At 70.0% G+C, this 18364-nt stretch carries 19 protein-coding genes and 1 tRNA gene; 8 read left to right on the top strand and 12 right to left on the bottom strand.

What is annotated here, in order from left to right; translation table 11 throughout:
• Positions 1–154 precede the first annotated feature (154 nt).
• The 4 genes from QIT00_RS18910 to QIT00_RS18895 form a co-directional block, all read right to left on the bottom strand.
• Complete coding sequence (locus QIT00_RS18910) at positions 155–841, bottom strand: HAD family hydrolase (RefSeq protein ID WP_282536464.1); 687 nt, start codon at positions 839–841, stop codon at positions 155–157.
• Positions 842–921: 80 nt separating this feature from the next.
• Positions 922–1902, bottom strand: a complete 981-nt coding sequence (locus QIT00_RS18905; protein ID WP_282536463.1) for an AfsA-related hotdog domain-containing protein — start codon at positions 1900–1902, stop codon at positions 922–924.
• Between the two features lie 54 nt (positions 1903–1956).
• Positions 1957–3156: an MFS transporter gene (locus QIT00_RS18900; RefSeq protein ID WP_282536462.1), complete on the bottom strand. Its 1200-nt coding sequence runs from the start codon at positions 3154–3156 to the stop codon at positions 1957–1959.
• A gap of 53 nt (positions 3157–3209) precedes the next feature.
• A complete protein-coding gene (locus QIT00_RS18895) occupies positions 3210–4490 on the bottom strand; it encodes an aldo/keto reductase (protein ID WP_282536461.1) in 1281 nt (426 codons plus the stop codon).
• A 174-nt stretch (positions 4491–4664) separates the two neighbouring features.
• Here QIT00_RS18895 and QIT00_RS18890 point away from each other — a divergent pair, with 174 nt between their 5' ends.
• From QIT00_RS18890 to QIT00_RS18880, 3 genes are all read left to right on the top strand, one after another.
• On the top strand, positions 4665–5144 hold the full coding sequence (locus QIT00_RS18890) for a helix-turn-helix domain-containing protein (protein WP_282536460.1): 480 nt from the start codon (positions 4665–4667) through the stop codon (positions 5142–5144).
• Between the two features lie 217 nt (positions 5145–5361).
• Positions 5362–5745: a toxin gene (locus QIT00_RS18885; protein ID WP_282536459.1), complete on the top strand. Its 384-nt coding sequence runs from the start codon at positions 5362–5364 to the stop codon at positions 5743–5745.
• The gene (locus QIT00_RS18880) at positions 5742–6935 is read left to right on the top strand and encodes an MAB_1171c family putative transporter (RefSeq protein WP_282536458.1); all 1194 of its coding nucleotides are present in this window, start codon (positions 5742–5744) and stop codon (positions 6933–6935) included. The genes QIT00_RS18885 and QIT00_RS18880 overlap by 4 nt, the downstream gene beginning before the upstream one ends.
• Before the next feature lie 9 nt (positions 6936–6944).
• Here QIT00_RS18880 and QIT00_RS18875 read toward each other — a convergent pair whose 3' ends face one another.
• Positions 6945–7187, bottom strand: a complete 243-nt coding sequence (locus QIT00_RS18875) for an SMP-30/gluconolactonase/LRE family protein (RefSeq protein ID WP_408909802.1) — start codon at positions 7185–7187, stop codon at positions 6945–6947.
• A gap of 259 nt (positions 7188–7446) precedes the next feature.
• Positions 7447–7519: transfer RNA gene (locus QIT00_RS18870), tRNA-Ala, on the bottom strand.
• A 159-nt stretch (positions 7520–7678) separates the two neighbouring features.
• Between QIT00_RS18870 and QIT00_RS18865 the strand changes: the two genes are divergently transcribed.
• Both QIT00_RS18865 and QIT00_RS18860 read left to right on the top strand, forming a co-directional pair.
• Entirely contained in the window at positions 7679–8227 is a 549-nt protein-coding gene (locus QIT00_RS18865; protein WP_282536457.1) for a helix-turn-helix domain-containing protein, read from the top strand.
• A 67-nt stretch (positions 8228–8294) separates the two neighbouring features.
• Entirely contained in the window at positions 8295–9680 is a 1386-nt protein-coding gene (locus QIT00_RS18860) for a serine/threonine-protein kinase (protein ID WP_282536456.1), read from the top strand.
• Positions 9681–9737: 57 nt separating this feature from the next.
• On the opposite strand, the gene QIT00_RS18855 is transcribed toward QIT00_RS18860, so the two are convergent.
• Positions 9738–11093: a hypothetical protein gene (locus tag QIT00_RS18855; protein ID WP_282536455.1), complete on the bottom strand. Its 1356-nt coding sequence runs from the start codon at positions 11091–11093 to the stop codon at positions 9738–9740.
• A 249-nt stretch (positions 11094–11342) separates the two neighbouring features.
• Entirely contained in the window at positions 11343–11471 is a 129-nt protein-coding gene (locus QIT00_RS18850; RefSeq protein WP_010467770.1) for a DLW-39 family protein, read from the bottom strand.
• A 303-nt stretch (positions 11472–11774) separates the two neighbouring features.
• Between QIT00_RS18850 and QIT00_RS18845 the strand changes: the two genes are divergently transcribed.
• Together QIT00_RS18845 and QIT00_RS18840 are read left to right on the top strand one after the other, a co-directional pair.
• Positions 11775–12158 carry a DUF6344 domain-containing protein gene (locus tag QIT00_RS18845; RefSeq protein WP_282536454.1) on the top strand — a complete coding sequence of 128 codons (384 nt, stop codon included), beginning with the start codon at positions 11775–11777 and terminating at the stop codon, positions 12156–12158.
• A gap of 18 nt (positions 12159–12176) precedes the next feature.
• Positions 12177–12425 carry a hypothetical protein gene (locus QIT00_RS18840; protein ID WP_282536453.1) on the top strand — a complete coding sequence of 83 codons (249 nt, stop codon included), beginning with the start codon at positions 12177–12179 and terminating at the stop codon, positions 12423–12425.
• A 370-nt stretch (positions 12426–12795) separates the two neighbouring features.
• Here the strand turns inward: QIT00_RS18840 and QIT00_RS18835 are convergent, their stop codons facing one another.
• Positions 12796–13530 (bottom strand): SDR family oxidoreductase, encoded by a 735-nt coding sequence (locus QIT00_RS18835; protein WP_282536452.1) that lies wholly within the window; start codon positions 13528–13530, stop codon positions 12796–12798.
• A 97-nt stretch (positions 13531–13627) separates the two neighbouring features.
• Positions 13628–14134, bottom strand: a complete 507-nt coding sequence (locus QIT00_RS18830) for a nuclear transport factor 2 family protein (RefSeq protein ID WP_282536451.1) — start codon at positions 14132–14134, stop codon at positions 13628–13630.
• A gap of 125 nt (positions 14135–14259) precedes the next feature.
• Between QIT00_RS18830 and QIT00_RS18825 the strand changes: the two genes are divergently transcribed.
• On the top strand, positions 14260–15165 hold the full coding sequence (locus tag QIT00_RS18825; protein ID WP_282536450.1) for a LysR family transcriptional regulator: 906 nt from the start codon (positions 14260–14262) through the stop codon (positions 15163–15165).
• 407 nt (positions 15166–15572) lie between these two features.
• On the opposite strand, the gene QIT00_RS18820 is transcribed toward QIT00_RS18825, so the two are convergent.
• Together QIT00_RS18820 and QIT00_RS18815 are read right to left on the bottom strand one after the other, a co-directional pair.
• Positions 15573–16181, bottom strand: a complete 609-nt coding sequence (locus QIT00_RS18820; protein WP_282536449.1) for a DUF6461 domain-containing protein — start codon at positions 16179–16181, stop codon at positions 15573–15575.
• Positions 16182–16258: 77 nt separating this feature from the next.
• Entirely contained in the window at positions 16259–18052 is a 1794-nt protein-coding gene (locus QIT00_RS18815) for a hypothetical protein (RefSeq protein ID WP_282536448.1), read from the bottom strand.
• Positions 18053–18364 lie beyond the last annotated feature (312 nt).

Here is an 18364-nt window from a genome sequence, read left to right as displayed (position 1 = left end):
CCCCCCCGGCCCCCCCCGGGCCCCCGGGGGGGCCCCCCCCCCCCGCGGGGGGGGGGGCCCCCGCCCCCCCCCCCCCCCACGGCGTTCTCACTCGGTCAGGCTCCATCCCCCTCGATCCCCCTCGATCCCCCTCGATCCACTGTGGCGGCGTGGGTCAGGCGGGGACGCCCGCCAGGCGCTGCCAGCCGCACCGGCCGGCCTCCGCCAGCAGCTCCGGGTGATCGCCGATGACGACCGAGTGACCGACAAGGCGAAGAAGCCCCAGGTCGGACACGTGATCGCCGTAGGCGTGGCACTCCTCGGGGAGGATGTCGCGCTGGTGCAGGAGCTCTCGGGCTGCCTGGGCCTTGGCGTCGCCGATCATCGTCGTCAGCACGTCCCCGGTGTACACCCCGTCCTGGATCTCCGGGCGGGTGCACAGCACCACGTCGGCGCCGACGTGGGCGGCCACGGGATCCAGGGCGGCGGGGAAGGAGCCGGAGACCAGGACGGTGGCCAGCCCTCGCTCCTGGTGGGCCGTGAGCGCTTCGAGGACGTCCCGGTGGAAGAAGCCGCCGTGCCGGAGGTGCTGTGCGAACCACGCCCGGCCGGCGGCCTCCGTCTGCTCGTACCGGTAGCCGGCGAATCGCCGGTAGAAGAGCCGGTTGCCCTGTTCCCGGGGCATGCCGGGGCGCAGCAGGTCGCGGGCGTCCTGGCGGAGCCGTCGCTGCTCCTGCGGGGTGTGCCCGACGGCTTCCAGGAAGAAATCGTAGAAGTCGAACATGGTCTTGACGGTGGTGAGCGTCTCGTCGACGTCGAAGAACGCGACAGCGTGCGTGGTCGTCGGCAGTGCCGTGGTCACGGAGGACTCCGGAGGCGAGAAGGGAAGAGGAAAGTGGAAGGGGGCGGGCAGAGGGGCGGGCAGCGGGGCGGCCGGAAGGCTCAGCCCAGCGCCACGCGCACTTCGGCCACCGTCTCGTCCTGCTGGACGGCGCTCATGCGGAAGGTCTCCTGGCCGCCGTCTCCCTCGCGTGCGGCCGTCAGACACACCGCGTCGTCCAGTTCGGCGAACTTCAAGAAGCGGCCGTGCAGCCGCAGCACGCGTCCGGCGTCGGTTTGCGGCGTGACGGTGTCCTCCACGCCGAGCAGCAGGGCGCACTGGCGGGCCGCCTCGCTGAAGACCATGGCCGGGACGTGGTCGTAGGGGTGGTCGTACATGCTGCGATTGCGGTGCGTGCGGGGGCTGAGCCGCGCGGTGAGAGTGCCTGGGTCCAGCTGTACGGCGTCGAGGACGGTGTTCGCCGGGTCGAGTCGGCGTACCCGGGCCGGGTCGACGGGCACTCCGGCGGGCTCGGCGGGCAGGGTGAACGCCGTGGGGACGGTGGTGCCGCGCTGCATATGGCGCAGTGCGTGGTACTGGTCGGTGGGGGTGCAGTTGGTGTCCATGGTGAGCCGGCCCAGGGTGCGGCCGTCGAGCGTGAGGTCCATGGCGAAGGCCAGTCGGCGCAGCCGCCCGCCGCGTCGGCCGCGTTGGGTCACCTCTGCGTCCATACGCAGTTCCCCGGGGCGTTCACCGCATCGGAGCGCTTCCGGCTCGGTGATGTCGAGCGTCCAGGACGTGACCATGAACGTGGTGTCCTGGGGCACCTCCTCATGGAGGTGCGAGGCGTAGGTGACTGCCTGGCGGCAGCTCTCCAGGACGAGCAGCGGGTCGTGGAAGCTCCGACCGGCCGCGTGGTCGCGGAAGTACCCGTGAGAGAGCGGAAGTTGCGCGGCGGCGGTGAAGGTGCCCTCACCGGTGGCGACGGAATCGGTGAGGAACACCTCGGACAGGGCCCAGCGGTGGACGAGCGCGCGGGACACGGTCCGGTCGTAGGCGGGAGTGGTGGGGCTGCGGGGCGCGTCGAGGACGGAGGCTTCCACGGTGACTTCCCTTCGTAGCAAAGGCGTTCAGTTCAAGGCCTCAGTTCAAGGCGTTCAGTGCGCGGCGGCGCTGCCGCTGGATGCGGGGACGGCGGGCGGCGTGGCGGCGCGCTCCTTGCGCTCCGCTGCCACACCGAGGCCGGCGAGGAGAAGTCCGACGAAGGTGACCAGGGCCCCGGCCCAATTGAGGGCGGGGTAGCCGAGGCCGGCGTCGATGATCGTGCCGCCGAGCACTGGGCCGGCGGCGTTGGCGAGGTTGAAGGCGGCGATGTTCGACGCCGACGCCAGTGTGGGGGCGCCGCCGGCCTTGGCCATGATCCGCATCTGGAGCGGGGAGATGGTGGCGAAAGTGGCCGCGCCGAAGAGGAAGACGGTCACGCAGGTGGCAGTTTTGTCGTGCACCGTGAAGGTGAACGCACCGAGGATGAGGGTGAGTAGCGCCAGTGCACCGCACATGGCGCTCCTGGGGGCGCGGTCCGCGACGCGGCCGCTGATCAGGTTGCCGACGAACATGCCGACGCCGAACAGCACCATGATCAGGGTGACGGCGCCGTCACCGAAGCCGGTCACCTCGGTGACCATTTCTGCGATGTAGGTGTACGAGGTCATGACGCCGCCGAAGCCGAGCACGGTGGTGAGCAGGACCAGCAGTACCTGCGGGCGGCGCAGCACCTTCAGTTCGGAGCGCAGCCCGGTGCCCTCGGGCGCCGGGGTCCTGGGAACAAGCGATGCAATGCCCGCCAGGCCCACCGCGGCGAAGAGAGCGACCATCCAGAAAGCCCAGCGCCAGCCGAAGTGCTGGCCGATGAACGTGCCCGCCGGGACGCCGAGGATCGTGGAGAGGGTGAGCCCCGCGGCGACCATGGACACGGCGCGCCCCTTGCGGTCCTGGGGGACGAGGTCGGAAGCGACCACCATCGCGACACCGAAGAATGCGCCGTGGGCGAGGGCGGAGAACACCCGTCCCGCCATGAGCAGCCCGTAGTTGGGGGCGAGGGCGGACAGAACCGTTCCGGCGAGGAAGACCAGCATGAGCCGGATCAGCAGGGCCCTGCGTTCGGTGCGGGCACACAGAACGGTGAGACCGGGGGCGCCGATGACGACGCCGAGCGCGTATCCGGACACCAGAAGTCCCGCGGTGGGGATGGAGACGGAGAGGTCGGCTCCGATGTCGGGGAGGATCCCCGCGATGATGAACTCGGCGACTCCGATGGCGAAACCGCTGAGGGACAGGGCGATGACGGCAATGGGCACAGCTGTGCTCCTGGGTTGAGCTTCGGCAGAACGATGAGGGGAGGCGGCCGCGGTCAGGGCAGGATGTCTCCGGGCAGATCCCGGTCACCGGCGATCGCACGCATGTGCCAGTACGGGTAGGGCGCGGGCCGGTCGCTCGCCGCGTCCAGGCGCTCCCGCTCCTCGGCGGTGATCTCCCACTCGACGGTGCCGAGGTTGTCCTGGAGCTGGCCGGGGCGGCTGGCGCCGAAGACCACGGACGTCACGGCGGGCTTGCTCAGCACCCAGTTGAGGGCGACCTGGGCAATCGAGACACCGCGCTCGCGGGCGATGCCGTCGAGCACCTCCACCACGTCGTAGGCCTGCTCGCGATCGGTGAGCGGGGCGATGGAGGCGGGGCCCTCGTGCGCCAGACGGAAGTCCGCGGAGACGTCCTGGCGGCGCCGGTACTTCCCGCTGAAGAAGCCGCCCGCCAGCGGGCTCCAGACGGTGATGCCCACACCCTGGTCGGCGGCGGCGGGCACGATCTCGTGCTCCAGTTCACGGGCTCCCAGGTTGTAGTAGCCCTGGTAGGTCGGCGAAGCGGACGAGGCTGCGGCGGTCGGAGATGTCGAGCCGTCGGTGTCGCGCAGTCCGGTCACCAGGCCGCGCGTGAGGGTGATGGCCTCCCGCAGAGCGTCGTGGACCGCCGCGAGGTGCCGGTCCGTTCCCCGGGCGTCCGCGTCCGCGGACGGGGTCTTGAGCCGGTGGAGCTCCAGGTGGCGAAAGGCCAGGGCGAGGCTGCCGCCCAGGTGGTCGTGGACGTCGCGGGCCATGCGACCGCAGCAGTCGTCGCCCGGCGCCGGCCGGTGCGCCCGCAGCCGGGTCGCATAGCCGTGGGCAGCGGCTCTGGTGCACCGGGCGAACACCCGCCGTGCGATGTCCGCCGCACCGGCGTCGCCCGTCTCCCGGCCCGCTTCTTCCACCGTCGCGACGAGCGCCTCCGTGAGCCGGTCCAGGGCAGCCAGACAGTCGGCGAGCCCGAGGTCCACGGCGGCCCACCGGGCGCCGAGCGCGCGGAAGGACACCTCCGTGCCTCGTACGTGGTCCGGATGTCCCCCCGCCTGGGACAGGCCGGGTGCGTCGAGGGCGCGGGAGCACTCCGCGACGGCCAGTGCCAGCTGGGCGCGGGTGTCCCGCCACAGCTCCGGGAGCTGCACGAACGGATGCCCCTCTGCCCGCAGGGCGGCCGCGCAACCGGCCAGCACGTCGGCGGCGGCCCGCCTCAGGCGCGCGCCGAGCCGGTCCGGCACAAGATCCGCACAGCCCGCCGCACGGTGCGTGACGGTCCGTTCCGACGCAGAAACGCTCCCCACCCAAGCCTCCCGAATCTGGCACCGCAGCAGCGGCCGACTGGTAACAGCTGTCAGCGAGGGCCTACTTGTCCATCTCAGCTGACGGTGCGACGGTAGGTGCGAGACGGAAGGCTGTCAACTACGATGAGCTGTCGCCACCTAGCCGGTTCACACTGGCGAACAGAAGGAGTGTTGATGCCCCCCTTGGCCGACAAGATCGACAAACTTTTCAGGACGATCCGCACCAACGGCCAGGAGTACACCTACGAGGAGGTCGCTCGTGGCTGCAGCGAACTGAGCGGCGGCACCTTCTCCAAGACGTACGTCTGGCAGTTGCGCACCGGCCAGCGGGACAACCCCACCAAACGGCATCTGGAGGCGCTGGCGGCGTTCTTCCGGGTGCCTGCCGCGTACTTCTTCGACGACGACACCGCCGAGCGGGTCGACGCACAGCTCGCCATCGCCTCGGCGATGGGCAACGCCGAGGTCCGTGACATCGCCCTGCGCGCCATGAGCATGGACGACTCCGGCCGGAAGCATCTGGCGCGCATCATCCACGAGGTCAGCCTGATGCGCTCGGCGGCCTCCTCCGGCGGGCAGTCGGGCGGCGGCAACGGAACGGCCGACGACCCGGAGGGCAGAGACACCAGCGGCACGGCGGGTGCCGGGGGATAGACCGCCGATGCGATTCCTGCAGCGACTCCGGCGCCGATCCGACCTCCGGGAGCCGATGCGATTCCTGCAGCGACTCCGGCGCCGGTCCGACCTCCGGACGCTGCGCCGGGAGAGCCGACAGCGACTGGCCGCCTCCGGGTTGCCCAAGTCCTACGACCTCATGACCCTGTGCGACCACCTCAGCAGCTCTCGGGGCCGACCCATCCATCTACTGCCCATGCCCTTGGACGCCGCCGGTCCGTGCGGGCTGTGGCTGGCCTTCTCGGACGCCGACTACGTCGTCTACGAGCAGCACACCAGCCGACACCACCAGGAGCACATCATCGCCCACGAGCTGGCGCACATGCTGTGCTGCCACCGCAGCGGGACCGCCGATTCGGCGGCCGTAGCCGAGCTGTTCCCGGACCTCGACCCGTCGCTGGTGCAGGACCTGCTGTCCCGGGACAGCTACTCCGACGCCCAGGAGCGGGAGGCGGAGGTGATGGCGTACCTCATCGGTGAGGGTCTGCGTTCGCACCCCGGCGCGGACGTCACCGAAACGGACGGGGTGCTCGGCAGAATCCAGGGGTCCCTCAACTGGCGCCGCCGGAACCGGACATGAACGGTGTCCGCTACCCGCTGGGCGCGGCGATCTGCTGCCTGGCGTTCGTCCGCACCCTCCCGCCCGCCCTGCGCCGCGGCTCGGAACAGGCGGTCGTCGCCCTGTGCGCGTCCTTCGGCTGCCAGGGCATGTACCTCGCCATGTCCGCCCCCACCAGCCTGACCGGGACACTCTTCGGCACGGTCACCTGGTACAACGTTTCCGTCCAGATGTGGATCATCGCGGCGATCGCCTGCCAGCAGGTGCTGCTCATCCACTGGCTGCATGCGCCGGAGGAGGCCCGGGTCCGCGCGCGCCGACGGCTGGCGCTGCTGGCCTGTGTGCCGTTGGCGATGGCGGTCCTCTTCGAGCTGTCCGTGCTGCACGGACACCCCCGGAACAATTTCGCACACCCTCGGGAACAGCCGTACTTCGTGGCCTACCAGGTCGTCTACCTCACAGCCTTCACCCTCGGGAAGGCCGTGGTGGCGAAGGCGTGCTGGTTCTATGCCCGGCTGACCGAGGATGTCTGGCTGCGGCTCGGACTGCGGACTGCGGCGGTCGGTGCGTGCCTCGACCTCGTCTATGCGCTCGGCCGCTTCGCGGACGTGTTTCTCGTACACCGCGGATGGGACCCGTCCACGTGGGCGGACGTCACGCGGACCTGTCTGACCCTGGGGATGATCCTGAACACCATCGGCTGGACCGCGCCGTTGTGGGGTCCGCGGGTGCGGGCGGTACAGGTGTGGTGGGCCGACTACCGCCGCTTCCGCAAGCTGCGCCCGCTCTGGTACGCCCTGTATCGGGCGCACCCCGAGACGTCCCTGCAGCCCGCTCCCCGCAGCGACCTCTTTGCCCTGTGGGACCTGCGTTTCCGCCTGCACCGGCGGGTGATCGAGATCAGAGACGGCTGTCTGGCTCTGGGCGGGCAGGTCTCCCCCGGACTGGCCACGGCACCGGGGCCGGACCGGAGCGCGGAGGAGCGGGCGCAGTGGGAGGCGGCACATATCGCGGCCGCCCTCGCGGCGCCGCCCGGACAGAGCGGCGGGGAAGCGGGAGAGAAGGCAGCGGGCGGCGCCGGACCCGCGCCGGTGATGAGCCCGGAAAATATGGATTTCTCCGCCGATGTGCGGTGGCTGGTCCAGGTCTCGCAAGCCTTCGCCTCCTCCCTCGCCGTACGGCCGGAGGGCGACCGCGCGGCCGCACCGTGACCGTCTTCCTCAGCCGGCGAACGCCGGGGGAGCGAGGCCGTGGCCCGCGCCGGGCACGACGAAGACGCTTCCCGCGAGCGGCTCGTCGTGGTCAGGCGCACGCCGTGCCGTGGTGACGTAGAGGTCGGTCAGGTCCGTCCCGCCGAAGCCGCACGCCGTGGTGAGCGCGGCGGGGAAGCAGATCTCCCGGTCGAGCGTGCCCCCGGCCGTGCAGCGGCGGGTCGCGCCGCCACGGTAGAGGGCCACCCACACACCGCCGTCGGCGGATCCCGACCACGCGAAGGGCAACAGGCTGCGCCTGACGGTCGACGCGGGGCTCCTCCCCGACGGATATACCGTCCGGGGCCAGGTCCGGTCCGTGGGTCCGTACGTGTGGACGACCGTGCTGCTCCAGGCCGGCGTCGGCCCCTCGTGAGCGCGCTCGACGTCACCGCGCGAGCGATACCCGTCGGAAACCGACACAAAAACACCCCCTGCCTGCGTTCCCGCAGGTCAGAGGGTTATGTGCAAGTGGAGCCTAGGGGAGTCGAACCCCTGACATCTGCCATGCAAAGACAGCGCTCTACCAACTGAGCTAAGGCCCCGGAAACGGCTGATCGACCGGAAGAACCCCGGTCGGCCGTGCACCGCAGACCAGAGTACCGGGTCTTCCCCCGAGTCTCGCAAAAAGATTGGGGGTCCCGGTAAACGACCACTCTCCGTAAGATGCTCGGCGAGGTTCGCAGCAGCGAAGGGGAGACGCCATGGACACCGCACAGCAGGAAGCCACCGCAAGAGCCAGGGAGCTGCAGCGCAGCTGGTACGGGGAGCCGCTGGGGGCGCTCTTCAGGCGGCTCATCGACGATCTGGGGCTCAACCAGGCCCGGCTCGCCGCGGTCCTGGGGCTCTCGGCGCCGATGCTCTCCCAGCTGATGAGCGGTCAGCGGGCCAAGATCGGCAACCCCGCCGTGGTCCAACGGGTCCAGCACCTGCAGGAGTTGGCCGGTCAGGTGGCGGACGGCAGCGTCAGTGCCGCCGAGGCCGCCGAGCGCATGGAGGAGATCAAGAAGTCGCAGGGCGGCTCGGTTCTCACCAACGGCGGTCAGACGGCGATCAGTTCGGGCGCTCCGACGGTCAAGCGCGTGGTCCGCGAGATCCAGTCGCTGCTCCGTTCCGTTTCGGCCGCGGGGGACATCATCGAGGCCGCGAACGCCCTCGCCCCGAGCCACCCCGAGCTGGCAGAGTTCCTCAAGGTCTACGGCGCCGGCCGCACCTCGGACGCCGTGGCCCACTACGAGGCGCACCAGAGCTGACCGAGACGCTCCTGCTGAACGGTTTCAGCACGCCCGGTCCAGGACGAAGGGGGAGTGCAGCAGGGCCATGGGTGAGGTCTTCGCCGGCCGGTACGAACTGGTCGACCCGATCGGCCGCGGTGGCGCGGGTGCCGTGTGGCGCGCCTTTGACCACCGTCGGCGCCGCTATGTCGCCGCCAAGGTCCTGCAGCAGAGCGACGCGCACACCCTGCTCCGCTTCGTCCGCGAGCAGGCCCTGCGCATCGACCATCCGCACGTCCTGGCCCCGGCCAGCTGGGCGGCCGACGACGACAAGGTCCTGTTCACCATGGACCTGGTCAAGGGCGGCTCCCTGGCCCATGTGATCGGGGATTACGGGCCGTTGGCGCCCGCGTTCGTCTGCACGCTGCTCGACCAGCTGCTCGCCGGGCTCACCGCGGTGCACGAGGAAGGCGTCGTGCACCGTGACATCAAGCCGGCCAACATCCTCCTGGAGGCCACCGGCACGGGCCGGCCGCATCTGCGCCTGTCCGACTTCGGCATCGCCATGCGCAAGGGCGAGCCCCGGCTCACCGAGACCGACTACGTGGTGGGGACGCCCGGCTACTTCGCGCCCGAGCAGATGCTCGGCGAAGAGCCCGACTTCCCCGGCGATCTCTTCGCGGTGGGCCTCGTCGCGCTGTACCTCCTGGAGGGCGCGAAGCCGGACTCCAAGGCGCTGATCCAGCGCTTCGCCGCCCACGGCACCCCGGACGCCCCGCAGGGCATCCCGGGACCGCTGTGGCAGGTCCTCGCGACGCTGCTGCAGCCGGATCCGGACGCGCGATTCCGTACGGCGGCGGGTGCGCGCAAGGCCCTGCTCGCGGCGGCCGAGCTGCTGCCGGAGCCCGGTCCCGACGACGAGATCGTCGAGGTCTTCGACCAACTCGGGCCGCTGCCCCCGGGATTCGGCCCCGAGGGCCCGCGGGGTCGCCCCGCCGCGGCGGCACCCCCGCCCCCGCCGCAGGCCCCTCCCGCCCCGAGCGCGGCACCCGCACCCCGCGGGCCGGCCGACGACTTCCACCTGGCACCGCCGGGCGGTACGCCGAGTGGGCACCCCGGTGCGGCGACCCCGGCCGCAACGCCCGTACCCCCGGCCCCACTCACCCCGCCACAGCCCTCGACGCCGCCCACACCGCTGCCGGTCCGGCCACCGGACCCTCCGGGCCCTCCGGAGCCACCGGCCCACCGGTTCGACGAGGACGGGCACACCTACCCGCTCACCCGCCCGTACACAGCACGGCCCGTCCCGGCCGGGGAACCCACGCCGCCGACGGCACCCGCGCCCGTACCCGTGGGAGCACTCGCGGCCGACGGTCCGCGCCCCCACCGGCGCAGGCGCCGCCCCGGCCCGCCCGCGAAGGTGGCCGTGCCGGTGCTGCTGCTCGCGCTGGTCAGTTACGCGGTGGGGTTCTGGGCCCTGAGCCGGCTCTAGGCCGCAAAGTTCGGGGAGGCGGGCCCTGGAACGGGCTCTGCACCGGTAGCGCCGGGCTCAAGCGCTCTCGTCGGCCGTCCGGCGCGCGGCGACGCGGCGGGCGAGCAGCGTCCACAGCACCAGGACGAGCACCAGTCCGGTACCCGTGCCGATCCCCGCCGTCGCCACCACGGACAGCACCCCGCGGCCCAGACCGAAGGCCGCGGCGTCGTCATCGCCTCCGGCCGCCCCGCCCGAGCCGCCGACCGGCGCGTCCGTGCCGTCCTCGGCGACCCGGAAGGGCCCCGCGTCACCCTCGTACGCGACATCCGTCTTCCGCTCGCCGGTCACGCCAACGCGCAGGGTCAGCGTGAGACCGTCCTCGCCGTACCGCTCCCGCAGTTCCGGGTCGAGGGTCACTTTCAGGTAGTACGAGCCGGGGAACCGCATCTGCTTGGTCTCGGGCCGTGCCGCGTACCGGTTCTCGTACGCCACCGGCGCCAGGGCTTCGAGGGCAGTGGTGACCGGGTCGCCGCGGTAGCTCTCCCCGTCCGAGGTCACCGTGGCCCTGGCCGGGTTGTGGACGCTCACGTTCAGCGCCTTGGGCACACTGCTTGGCACGCCGCCCCCGCCGCCCTTCGCGCCCTTCGCGCCCTCCAACTCGACCTGCGCGGAAAGCTGTTGACCCCAGCCCACCGGCACCCGGTAGAACCGCGTCCGGCCGGGCCGGACGCGGTCCTGCCACACGCCGTGCCCGAGGAGCCGCGCGTCGTTGAATCCGGTGCCGCCCTCGGCTTCCTCGGGCGCCCCGGTGGGGAGCGGCGGGGCGACCGGGTCCTGGGCCTCCGCCGGCGCCTCGGTGGGCGGGCTGCCCGCGAGCCGCGGCTCGGCGGCCAGGCTCAACTCCAGGTCCCAGGCGGCCCGCGACGAGTCGTCGGCGCTCCCGCGCTGGACGACGACGAAGTACGTGCCCGTCTCGCGGCAGCGCGTACCGCCCCCGTCGATCAGCCGCTCGGCGGTGGCCGCGAGCGGAGTCGCGTAGTCCGCCGCCCCGAACGAGGCCTTGTCGGAGCCGCAGGTGTTCCCCTCCTGGTCCTGAAGGGTCACCGCGATCCGGTCGCCGTACGCCACTTCCGTGCCGAAGCCGGGGACGGCGACGGCGGACGCGTAGACGCTGGAGTCCGAGTCCAGCTCGACGGCGTAGTACAGCGTCCGGCCCGGACCGATGGAACTGCGGTAGGTGGAACCGGAGTTGAGCTCCTGCGCTCCCGATCTGGCCTCGGCTCCCTCGACGCGCTGCGCGCCGGAGGCGAACACATACGGACGCGGATCCTCCGCCGCGTGGGCCCCTTGCGCCGGCAGCAGCAGTGAACCCGCCGCCAGCCCCCACAGCGCCCCGCGCCCTGTCCAGCGCCCGGTGCCGCGCCGCTCCATCCCGCCCCCTCCGTCGTCGCCCGGCCGCGACCATCCTGCACCGCGGGTCGCCGCGGTGTCTGCGCCGGGACGGAATCCCTTACCCCTTTGCTCCTGCAAGGAATTACTTAACGCAGGCAAATCGCCACGTGCTGTACGCCACAGACCGAACGGACCGAACGCGTACACCGCAGACCCGAACCCCGCCACCGCACCACAAAGCCCCGGCCGCTTGCGGCGACCGGGGCTTTGTGAAGAGTTTTTCGGGACTCACGAACCTGCGGGCACGGAGTCAGTCGCCTCCGTCCACAGATCCTGCTCGGCGCGATCCGCCTGGATCTGGCGGTACACGAGGAGCCCGCCGATGGCGGCCAGTGCGACCAGGAGAAGCTTCTTCACCGCGCTACCTCGTCTTTCCTTGACGTAGGGGACCTCTGGCGCCCGACTATACACACCGATCGATACCGATCGGTGACCTGCCGCCGACTCAACTCCCGCCCCGCGTACAGCAGTAGACGTCCTCACGATGCGCACCGATCCCCCCACGGAACGTAACACTTTGACGCTCTTGGGCGCTTTGAGCCCATACGGGTGGTGTTCATCGGAAGATCCGCGAATCACGGGTCGGGCTCCCGCACTTCTCGGGCCTCGTACACATCATGAGGAAAGTACGCAAATCCTCCGACCCGAAAGTGAGAGATCGTGGCTGCCAACAAGGTCACCCGTATCTGGTCCGTCGTCGTCGCCGCCCTCCTGGCCTTCTTCGCCTCCCTGGGCCTCATCACCACCGCCACCGCCGCCCCGGCCGCACCGCGGCAGGACACCGCCGGCAACAGCAGCACCGAGACCCCGGCCAGGGCGCCGTACGTGGCCCCCGCGCCGAAGGCGAAGCCGTACGAACTCTCCCGGCCGCCCACGATGAAGCAGCGCATCCGCGCCGAGGCGCACGGCACGTCCCCCAGCAGCCGCGGTCTGACGCTCGCCACGCCCCTCTCCGACGTGAACCAGGTCGACGCGGCCACGGAAGCGGACGTGGTCGACCGGGAACGCGTACGACCCGCGCACCCCGCAGAGCTGGCCTTCTGACCCGGGCAAGCGGCAGAGGTGACGTACCTCTCAACGCCCTTACGAGCAAGCCCAGTTCACGCCACCGGCACAGGACAACCCCGCCCGGCCCGCCTGAACGACCTGCCCCTCCTGATCCACCCGCAGTACCGGCAGAACCCGCAGCACCCGCAGCACCCGCGCGACCTGGACCACCCGTACGCCCTGAACCACCCGCATCACACCGGACAGACCGCCGACAGACAGACCACCGGCAGACGCCCGCAGCACAGCACCACCGGCCAGTGACCGGCAGCCCTTCTCCCCCACACAGGGAGCGCCACGGGGCCCCGCGCCACCGGTCCACCTGACGTTGCCCAGCAGCCTCCGCGGCCCCTGAAGGCGCCTCCGAGGACCACGTACACCAGGTACACCAGGTACACCAGGTACACACACCAAGCCCGTTCCGGCCACAGAGCCTCCGACGAACGGGCCGCTCGCATGCGCACCGCCCTCCCGCACGGGAACGGTGCGCTCAGCCATGTCCGGGCCAGGTGACGCCGCCCTGCACCGGACCCCGCACCGCGCCCCGCGCACCCGCCCCCAGGAACGCCGAAGACCCCCCACCAAGGTGGTTGGGGGCCTTCGTGCTGGTGGGGCTAACAGGATCAGATCGCGATCAGGCGGCGAGCCAGTCGCGGTAGTGCGTGGGGGCGATGTGCGCGCCATCTGTAGCGGTGAGGGCGTCGCCGGATGCGGCGGCGAAGGGACCAGCGGTGTCGTCTGTGAGGGTGGCACGGCCGTTGCCGTGGACGGCGAGGGTGATCCTGCCGAGCTCGTCCAGGGGGAGGACGTCGGGACCGGCGACGTCGCGGATGCCGTGGAGGGGCGCGCCGGTGGCGATGTCGGCGACTGCGCGCGCGGCATCGGCGGCGGCGATGGGCTGCAGCAGGGTGGTGGGCAGCCGGACGGTGTCGCCCTCAGCAGTCCAGGACATGATCTCGTCGATGTACTCGAAGAATTGGGTGGCGCGGACGATGGAGTAGGAGACCGGTCCGGCCTTGAACAGCTCCTCCTGCAGGACCTTGGCCCGGTAGTAGCCGAGGTCGGGCACCCGGTCCACGCCGACGATGGACAGCAGGACGGCGTGCTGGACACCGGCCACCTCGGCCGCGGTGAGGAGGTTGGCCGTCGCGGTCCGGAAGAAGTCGGCGGAGGCGGCGTCGGCGGTGGGCGACTGAGTCGCGTCGATGACGACATCGACGCCCGTCAGCGCCGGGACGAGCCCCTCGCCCGTGAGGAGGTCCACGCCGGTGGATCGTGCGTGCGGTACGGCTTCGTGTCCGTCCTTGGCGAGGGTCTCCACGATCTTGGACCCGATCAGCCCGGTTCCGCCGATTACTGCGGACTTCATGGCACACCTTCCTGGAAGAGTTGGGTGGAGTTAGCGAGGGGTATGGGGTCGGCCAGCAGGACGGGACTGCCCTCGCGCGGTCCTGCAGGTCCGGGGATCAGCCGAAGATGGCGGTGGGTTCGCCGACGAACCACGTGTTGTCGATGACGAGCCGGCGGATGACCCAGCGGTCGCCGTCGCGGACCAGGTCGACGGCGTAGGGGTTTTTCAGGAGCGCGTGCTTGGTGTGGTCGGCGCTGAGCAGGTGCTGGGCCTCCACCAGGGCGGTGAGGTGGGCGGTGTCGCCGTCGATGGTGATCCGCGCGTTGGTGATCTGGTGGGTGGTGTCCACCCGGCCGGTGAACATGCCCAGGATGGTGGTGACGATGGTGTCGCGTCCGGACATCAGCGGGGGCTTGGCGCCCCACTTGGCGGCGGCCGGGCGGAAGTCCAGCTCGGCGTCGGCGGCGAAGGCCGAGGCGAACAGTTCCTTGTCCTTGAGGTCCTGGCCGAGGCCGAAGCGGAGGAGCGCGTCGGTGATCTCCGTGCGGTCCCTGAGTTCCGCGACCACCGCGGCGCTGTCATGGGCGGGGGCGGTCAGGGCGCGGTCGCGGTTGACGTACATGATGTTCTCCGGTGCAGGTCAGGTGGTGTTCCGACGCCTTTGATACTGGTGCGGACCGGACGGGGCATCAATGCGCACCTGCGCAACGATCGTGAAGCCCGGGTTAACGATGGAGGGGTGCGGGGATGTTGGAGCGGTACGAGCTGGAGGCGTTCCTGACGCTCGCCGAGGAGTTGCACTTCGGCCGCACCGCCGAGCGGCTGCACGTGTCCACGGCCCGGGTCAGTCAGACGATCGCCAAACTGGAGCGGCGCATCGGCGTCCCGCTGTTCCACCGCACCAGCCGCAGGGTGGAACTGTCGCCGGTGGGACGGCAGTTGTACGAGGAGACGCGGCCCGCATGGGACCAGATCGCCGACGCGTTCGGCCGGGCCGTCGATGCCGGACGCGGCCTGACCGGAGTGCTGCGGGTCGCCTTCAACGGGCCGGCGGCGGGCCAGCTGCTGGTCGGGGCAACGCAGGCATTCCGCACCCGGCACCCCGACTGCGACGTCCAGATCCGCGAAGCACGACTGCCGGAAGTCCTGCCGTGGCTGCGCAACGGGGAAGTGGACATCGCGCTGACCTGCCATCCGATGCAGGAGGACGGCATCGTCATGGGGCCGGTCCTGGTGCGCGAAGCACGCATGCTCGCCGTCCCGACAGGCCACCCCTTCGCCCGCCGCACGACCGTCTCCATGGAGGACCTGGCCCGCGCCACCGTGCTACAGCTTCCCGAGACGCTGCCGAACTCCCTGCGCGACGATCGCACGCCGCGCCAGACCCCCGCCGGACGGCCGATCGCACTCGGCCAGTCGGCCATGACGTTCACCGAGATGCTGACCCTCGTCGGCGCAGGGGCAGGCGTCGCCGCTGTCGGCGCCCACGCCAGACGCTACTTCGCCCGCCCCGACGTCGCCTATGTGCCCTTCACGGATGCCGCACCAGTGGAATGGGGCCTGGTATGGCTCGCCGAAGGCGCCACCGCCCGTGTTCGGGCCTTCAGCAAGGCCGCACTCGACCTGGTGCAGGATCCCGCACTTGCCTTGTAGAGGTTGTTCGATCTGCTCGCCAAGCCCATCCGCTCGTCCATGAGGACCTTGGGTGTGCCCAGTTCCTCCATGTGCATCTTGTGGAGCAAGCACCACCCGGCCCACGTCGACCACCGCACACCAACGCAAACCAACACCGCTCACGAACCCGAAACGCAGAGAAGCCGTGTCCCACCAGGGGAAACGGCTTCTCTTCTCACACTTCGAAAGTGGGGCTAACAGGATTTGAACCTGTGGCCTCATCCTTATCAGGAACGGTCGGGCGCCATCCTGAACCCTCATATGCGCAGGTCAGGGGCATACTCTCCCATCCCAAGATGACCGTTTGGGAGAATTTTGGGAGAGTACAGCATCCGGCAGACTCTCGCCCGTCGTCCCGAGCCCGGCGGACCACCCCGCCGCGAGCGTTAAGCGTTCCCGATGATCGCTGTGGGCAGTTCCCCCTGCAGGACGGTTTCCTTGGGCAGCGTAAGCCCGAACCGCTCCCCGGCGATCATGAGGGACTTCTCGTGCGCCGTGCCTCGGTTTTCTTCCCTCGGGACGCCGGCCGCCTCAAGGTCGGCGCTCAACGCGCGCACCAGCTCGGGGCTGTCCCCCTGCACCTCGATCGTGTCCATGGAGAAGCTGCACAGGTACTCACCGTCGCGCATGTACGTGAATTCGGGCGGGGGCAGCTTCGGGTTCTCCGTCTCGTAGTAGAACTGGAATACCTCCACGCCACCGTTTGAGAGCCCGTCGGTGTATCCGGGGCCCATCTCCCCGGGCCAGGCTCCATGCGCCACAGCGAACGAAAGACCCCCATCCGTCTGCCCGTACCGCACAGCGAAACTCTCACTGCCATCGGTCTCCAGGCGGTCTTCCAGGTCATCAGCCGTGAGCTCCTCCAGTGCTTCAACCTCATAACCGTGCGCGAGCCGGGCCACCAGCTCCTCAGGGCCTATGCCTCGGGCCAGGGTCACGCAGTACCCGAACTCCGACAGGTCAGCACGGGCGATCCACGCAATGCCATCACTCATCTTGATCCCTCCAACGGAGACGGAAACGGGAACGGGGGGTGGCCCTCGGGCCGCCCCCCGTCATGCCTACCGGACTGCTAGCGGATGTCGCACTTCACCACGGCACCGGAAGCATCACACTTCTCGAAGCCGGGAGTCCTGACGAAGTACGCGTCCTGGTCCAGGAGGTGGAACTTCTTCGCGAAGGCCGGGAAGCGGCTCATCGACGTGGAGTTGATCCAACCCGACATGGTCGAGCGGCCGCACTTCTCGTTGAACGTCGGGGCGGCCTGGCGGTCGTCGTCGAACAGGTGCCAGTTGCCGCTGGACGTCAGCTTCCGTGAGAACGTCTGCAGGCACTCATCGCCCGAGCCAACCGGGGCGGTCTGGCCGCCCTCAATGTGCGCGGGTTTCATGGCCTTGGGCATGCCGCCGGACTGGTAGCTGGCCGCGAAGGTGAACTCATCACAAGAGGGCAGGTCGCCCGAGGAGATGTCCGTCACCGCGGTGGTCCCCGGGTGTCCGTGGTCCTTGGCCCAGCCGTCCGGGCAGATCACCTTGCGGTTCGCGTCCGGGTCACGGTCAAAGGCGTTGCGCTCACCGTGCACGCCGGTCGTACCTCGGCGGTCCGGGAGATAGTTCAGCGGAGCCTGACCGCGGATCTTCTCCTGCATCAACCATGCATGAGCAGCAGCCGCAGGGGTCTTCTTGGTGTTGAAGACGTAGCCGGGCATGTACTGCGGCATCACACACCCAGGCTTGGTGTACACCGTGTCGCACCGGACGTAGGCCGGGTTCCCGATCTGGCCGTGGCTCTCGCTCACGTCCCAGTTGCCCGGGACACTGGTGGAGAACTGACCGTAGGGCGCGAACGACATCATCAGCGTGCGCTTGATGTCCTTGGTGCTCGCCGCGTCCGTGACCGCCCCCGACCACGTCAGCGTTTCGGTGCCGGTCTCCTCGTGCGGGTCGATGTCGAAGGAGCCGCCCCACATCAGCTGTCCCGACCAGTCGTACGAGGGCTTGTCCTCGCAGCCCTCGCACTGCGGAGAGATCGTCAGCTTGATCGCTCCGGGCTGCGCCGGGAATGGCTTCTTGCCCTCAGGCATCGGCATCGGCGTGAGCCGGGACCACAGCTGGATCGACTTACCCGCCATGTCCGTCTGCATCTGGTAGGACGTGAGGAACCGCTGGAAGTGCTCTTCCTGGTTAGTCGCCTTGTCCTTGAGGCTGACATCGAGGACTTGGTACATGCAGGCGCGGTCACGCTTGAGAAGCGACAGGTACTTGCCGACCGAGACGTCCTCACACTCCGCGTGCAGGGGCGGAGTCAGGGCGCGGGTGGACTTCATCTTGGAGCGGGCTTCCTCCGCCACCTCCAGGTCATCCTTGGTCGCGGGCCGTGTGTTGAGGCACTTCTCGCTCTTGCCGTCCGTGGAGGTCTCGCAGTGTTCCTCCCGCTCGGGCTTGGTGGTCTTCCTGGCAGGGTTGCTCCAGTCGACCGTGCCCCAACCGGGCATGGGCTGCCAGGAGTCGTCGTGCGCGGGGTTCGGCGCGGCCTTGTCAGGGGCGGGAAGGATGATGTCCACGGCCCGCTCACGGAGCTTGAACTTGGCCCACGGGGACCATTCCGTCTCGTAGAGGCTTCCGTCATGCGCGGAGGTGTGGAACGTGTACGTCTGGCCCGGGCTCAGCTTGCCCCACGGAACCGTGATCTCCGCGTTCTTGCCCGAGGCGACGGGCTCCGAGACGATCACGCCGTAGGGGTTGTCGTTGTTCAGGTTGACCTTGGTCTTCGGCTTACCGGCCGCATCGGTCGTCCACACCTCGAAGGTGACGGTCGACTTGTCGCCGTCGGGGTCGGTGACCTTGTTCTTGAGTGTGGGCGTCATGTTGTTGACCTGCCACACGTCGCCGACCTGCGTGAACGCGGGTCCAGCCGACGGGTTATTACCCGACACCGGTCGGCCGCCACCTGCCTTAGTGTGCGATTCGGGCCCGGCGGCCGGCCGTGACGACGGCGGCGCATTCGGGTCGGGGTTGGATATGAAGCCATCGTCGGCTGCGCTCGCCACCCCCGAGCCCAGCAGAAGGGCGGTCGTGGCGGCACCTACAACGATGCGACGGACGGCCGTGGGTCTTCTCTTTCTGAAACGGGACACGAACACTCGGTCCTCTCACGCCGCGCCCCGCGATTCATCCTC

Source organism: Streptomyces luteolus, from assembly GCF_029968015.1.
GTDB lineage: Bacteria > Actinomycetota > Actinomycetes > Streptomycetales > Streptomycetaceae > Streptomyces > Streptomyces luteolus.
Note: the sequence above shows the minus strand (reverse complement) of the source record. Positions and strands in the feature narration are given on the sequence as shown.

What these genes read in the sequence shown, in the direction of transcription:
- QIT00_RS18880 (WP_282536458.1), top strand. Translation starts at nt 5,742, where the DNA reads ATGAACGGTGTCCGCTACCCGCTGGGCGCGGCGATCTGCTGCCTGGCG.
- QIT00_RS18860 (WP_282536456.1), top strand. Translation starts at nt 8,295, where the DNA reads ATGGGTGAGGTCTTCGCCGGCCGGTACGAACTGGTCGACCCGATCGGC.
- QIT00_RS18820 (WP_282536449.1), bottom strand. Translation starts at nt 16,181, where the DNA reads ATGAGTGATGGCATTGCGTGGATCGCCCGTGCTGACCTGTCGGAGTTC.
- QIT00_RS18815 (WP_282536448.1), bottom strand. Translation starts at nt 18,052, where the DNA reads ATGACGCCCACACTCAAGAACAAGGTCACCGACCCCGACGGCGACAAG.
- QIT00_RS18830 (WP_282536451.1), bottom strand. Translation starts at nt 14,134, where the DNA reads ATGTACGTCAACCGCGACCGCGCCCTGACCGCCCCCGCCCATGACAGC.
- QIT00_RS18855 (WP_282536455.1), bottom strand. Translation starts at nt 11,093, where the DNA reads ATGGAGCGGCGCGGCACCGGGCGCTGGACAGGGCGCGGGGCGCTGTGG.
- QIT00_RS18835 (WP_282536452.1), bottom strand. Translation starts at nt 13,530, where the DNA reads ATGAAGTCCGCAGTAATCGGCGGAACCGGGCTGATCGGGTCCAAGATC.
- QIT00_RS18890 (WP_282536460.1), top strand. Translation starts at nt 4,665, where the DNA reads ATGCCCCCCTTGGCCGACAAGATCGACAAACTTTTCAGGACGATCCGC.
- QIT00_RS18885 (WP_282536459.1), top strand. Translation starts at nt 5,362, where the DNA reads ATGCCCTTGGACGCCGCCGGTCCGTGCGGGCTGTGGCTGGCCTTCTCG.
- QIT00_RS18865 (WP_282536457.1), top strand. Translation starts at nt 7,679, where the DNA reads ATGGACACCGCACAGCAGGAAGCCACCGCAAGAGCCAGGGAGCTGCAG.
- QIT00_RS18825 (WP_282536450.1), top strand. Translation starts at nt 14,260, where the DNA reads ATGTTGGAGCGGTACGAGCTGGAGGCGTTCCTGACGCTCGCCGAGGAG.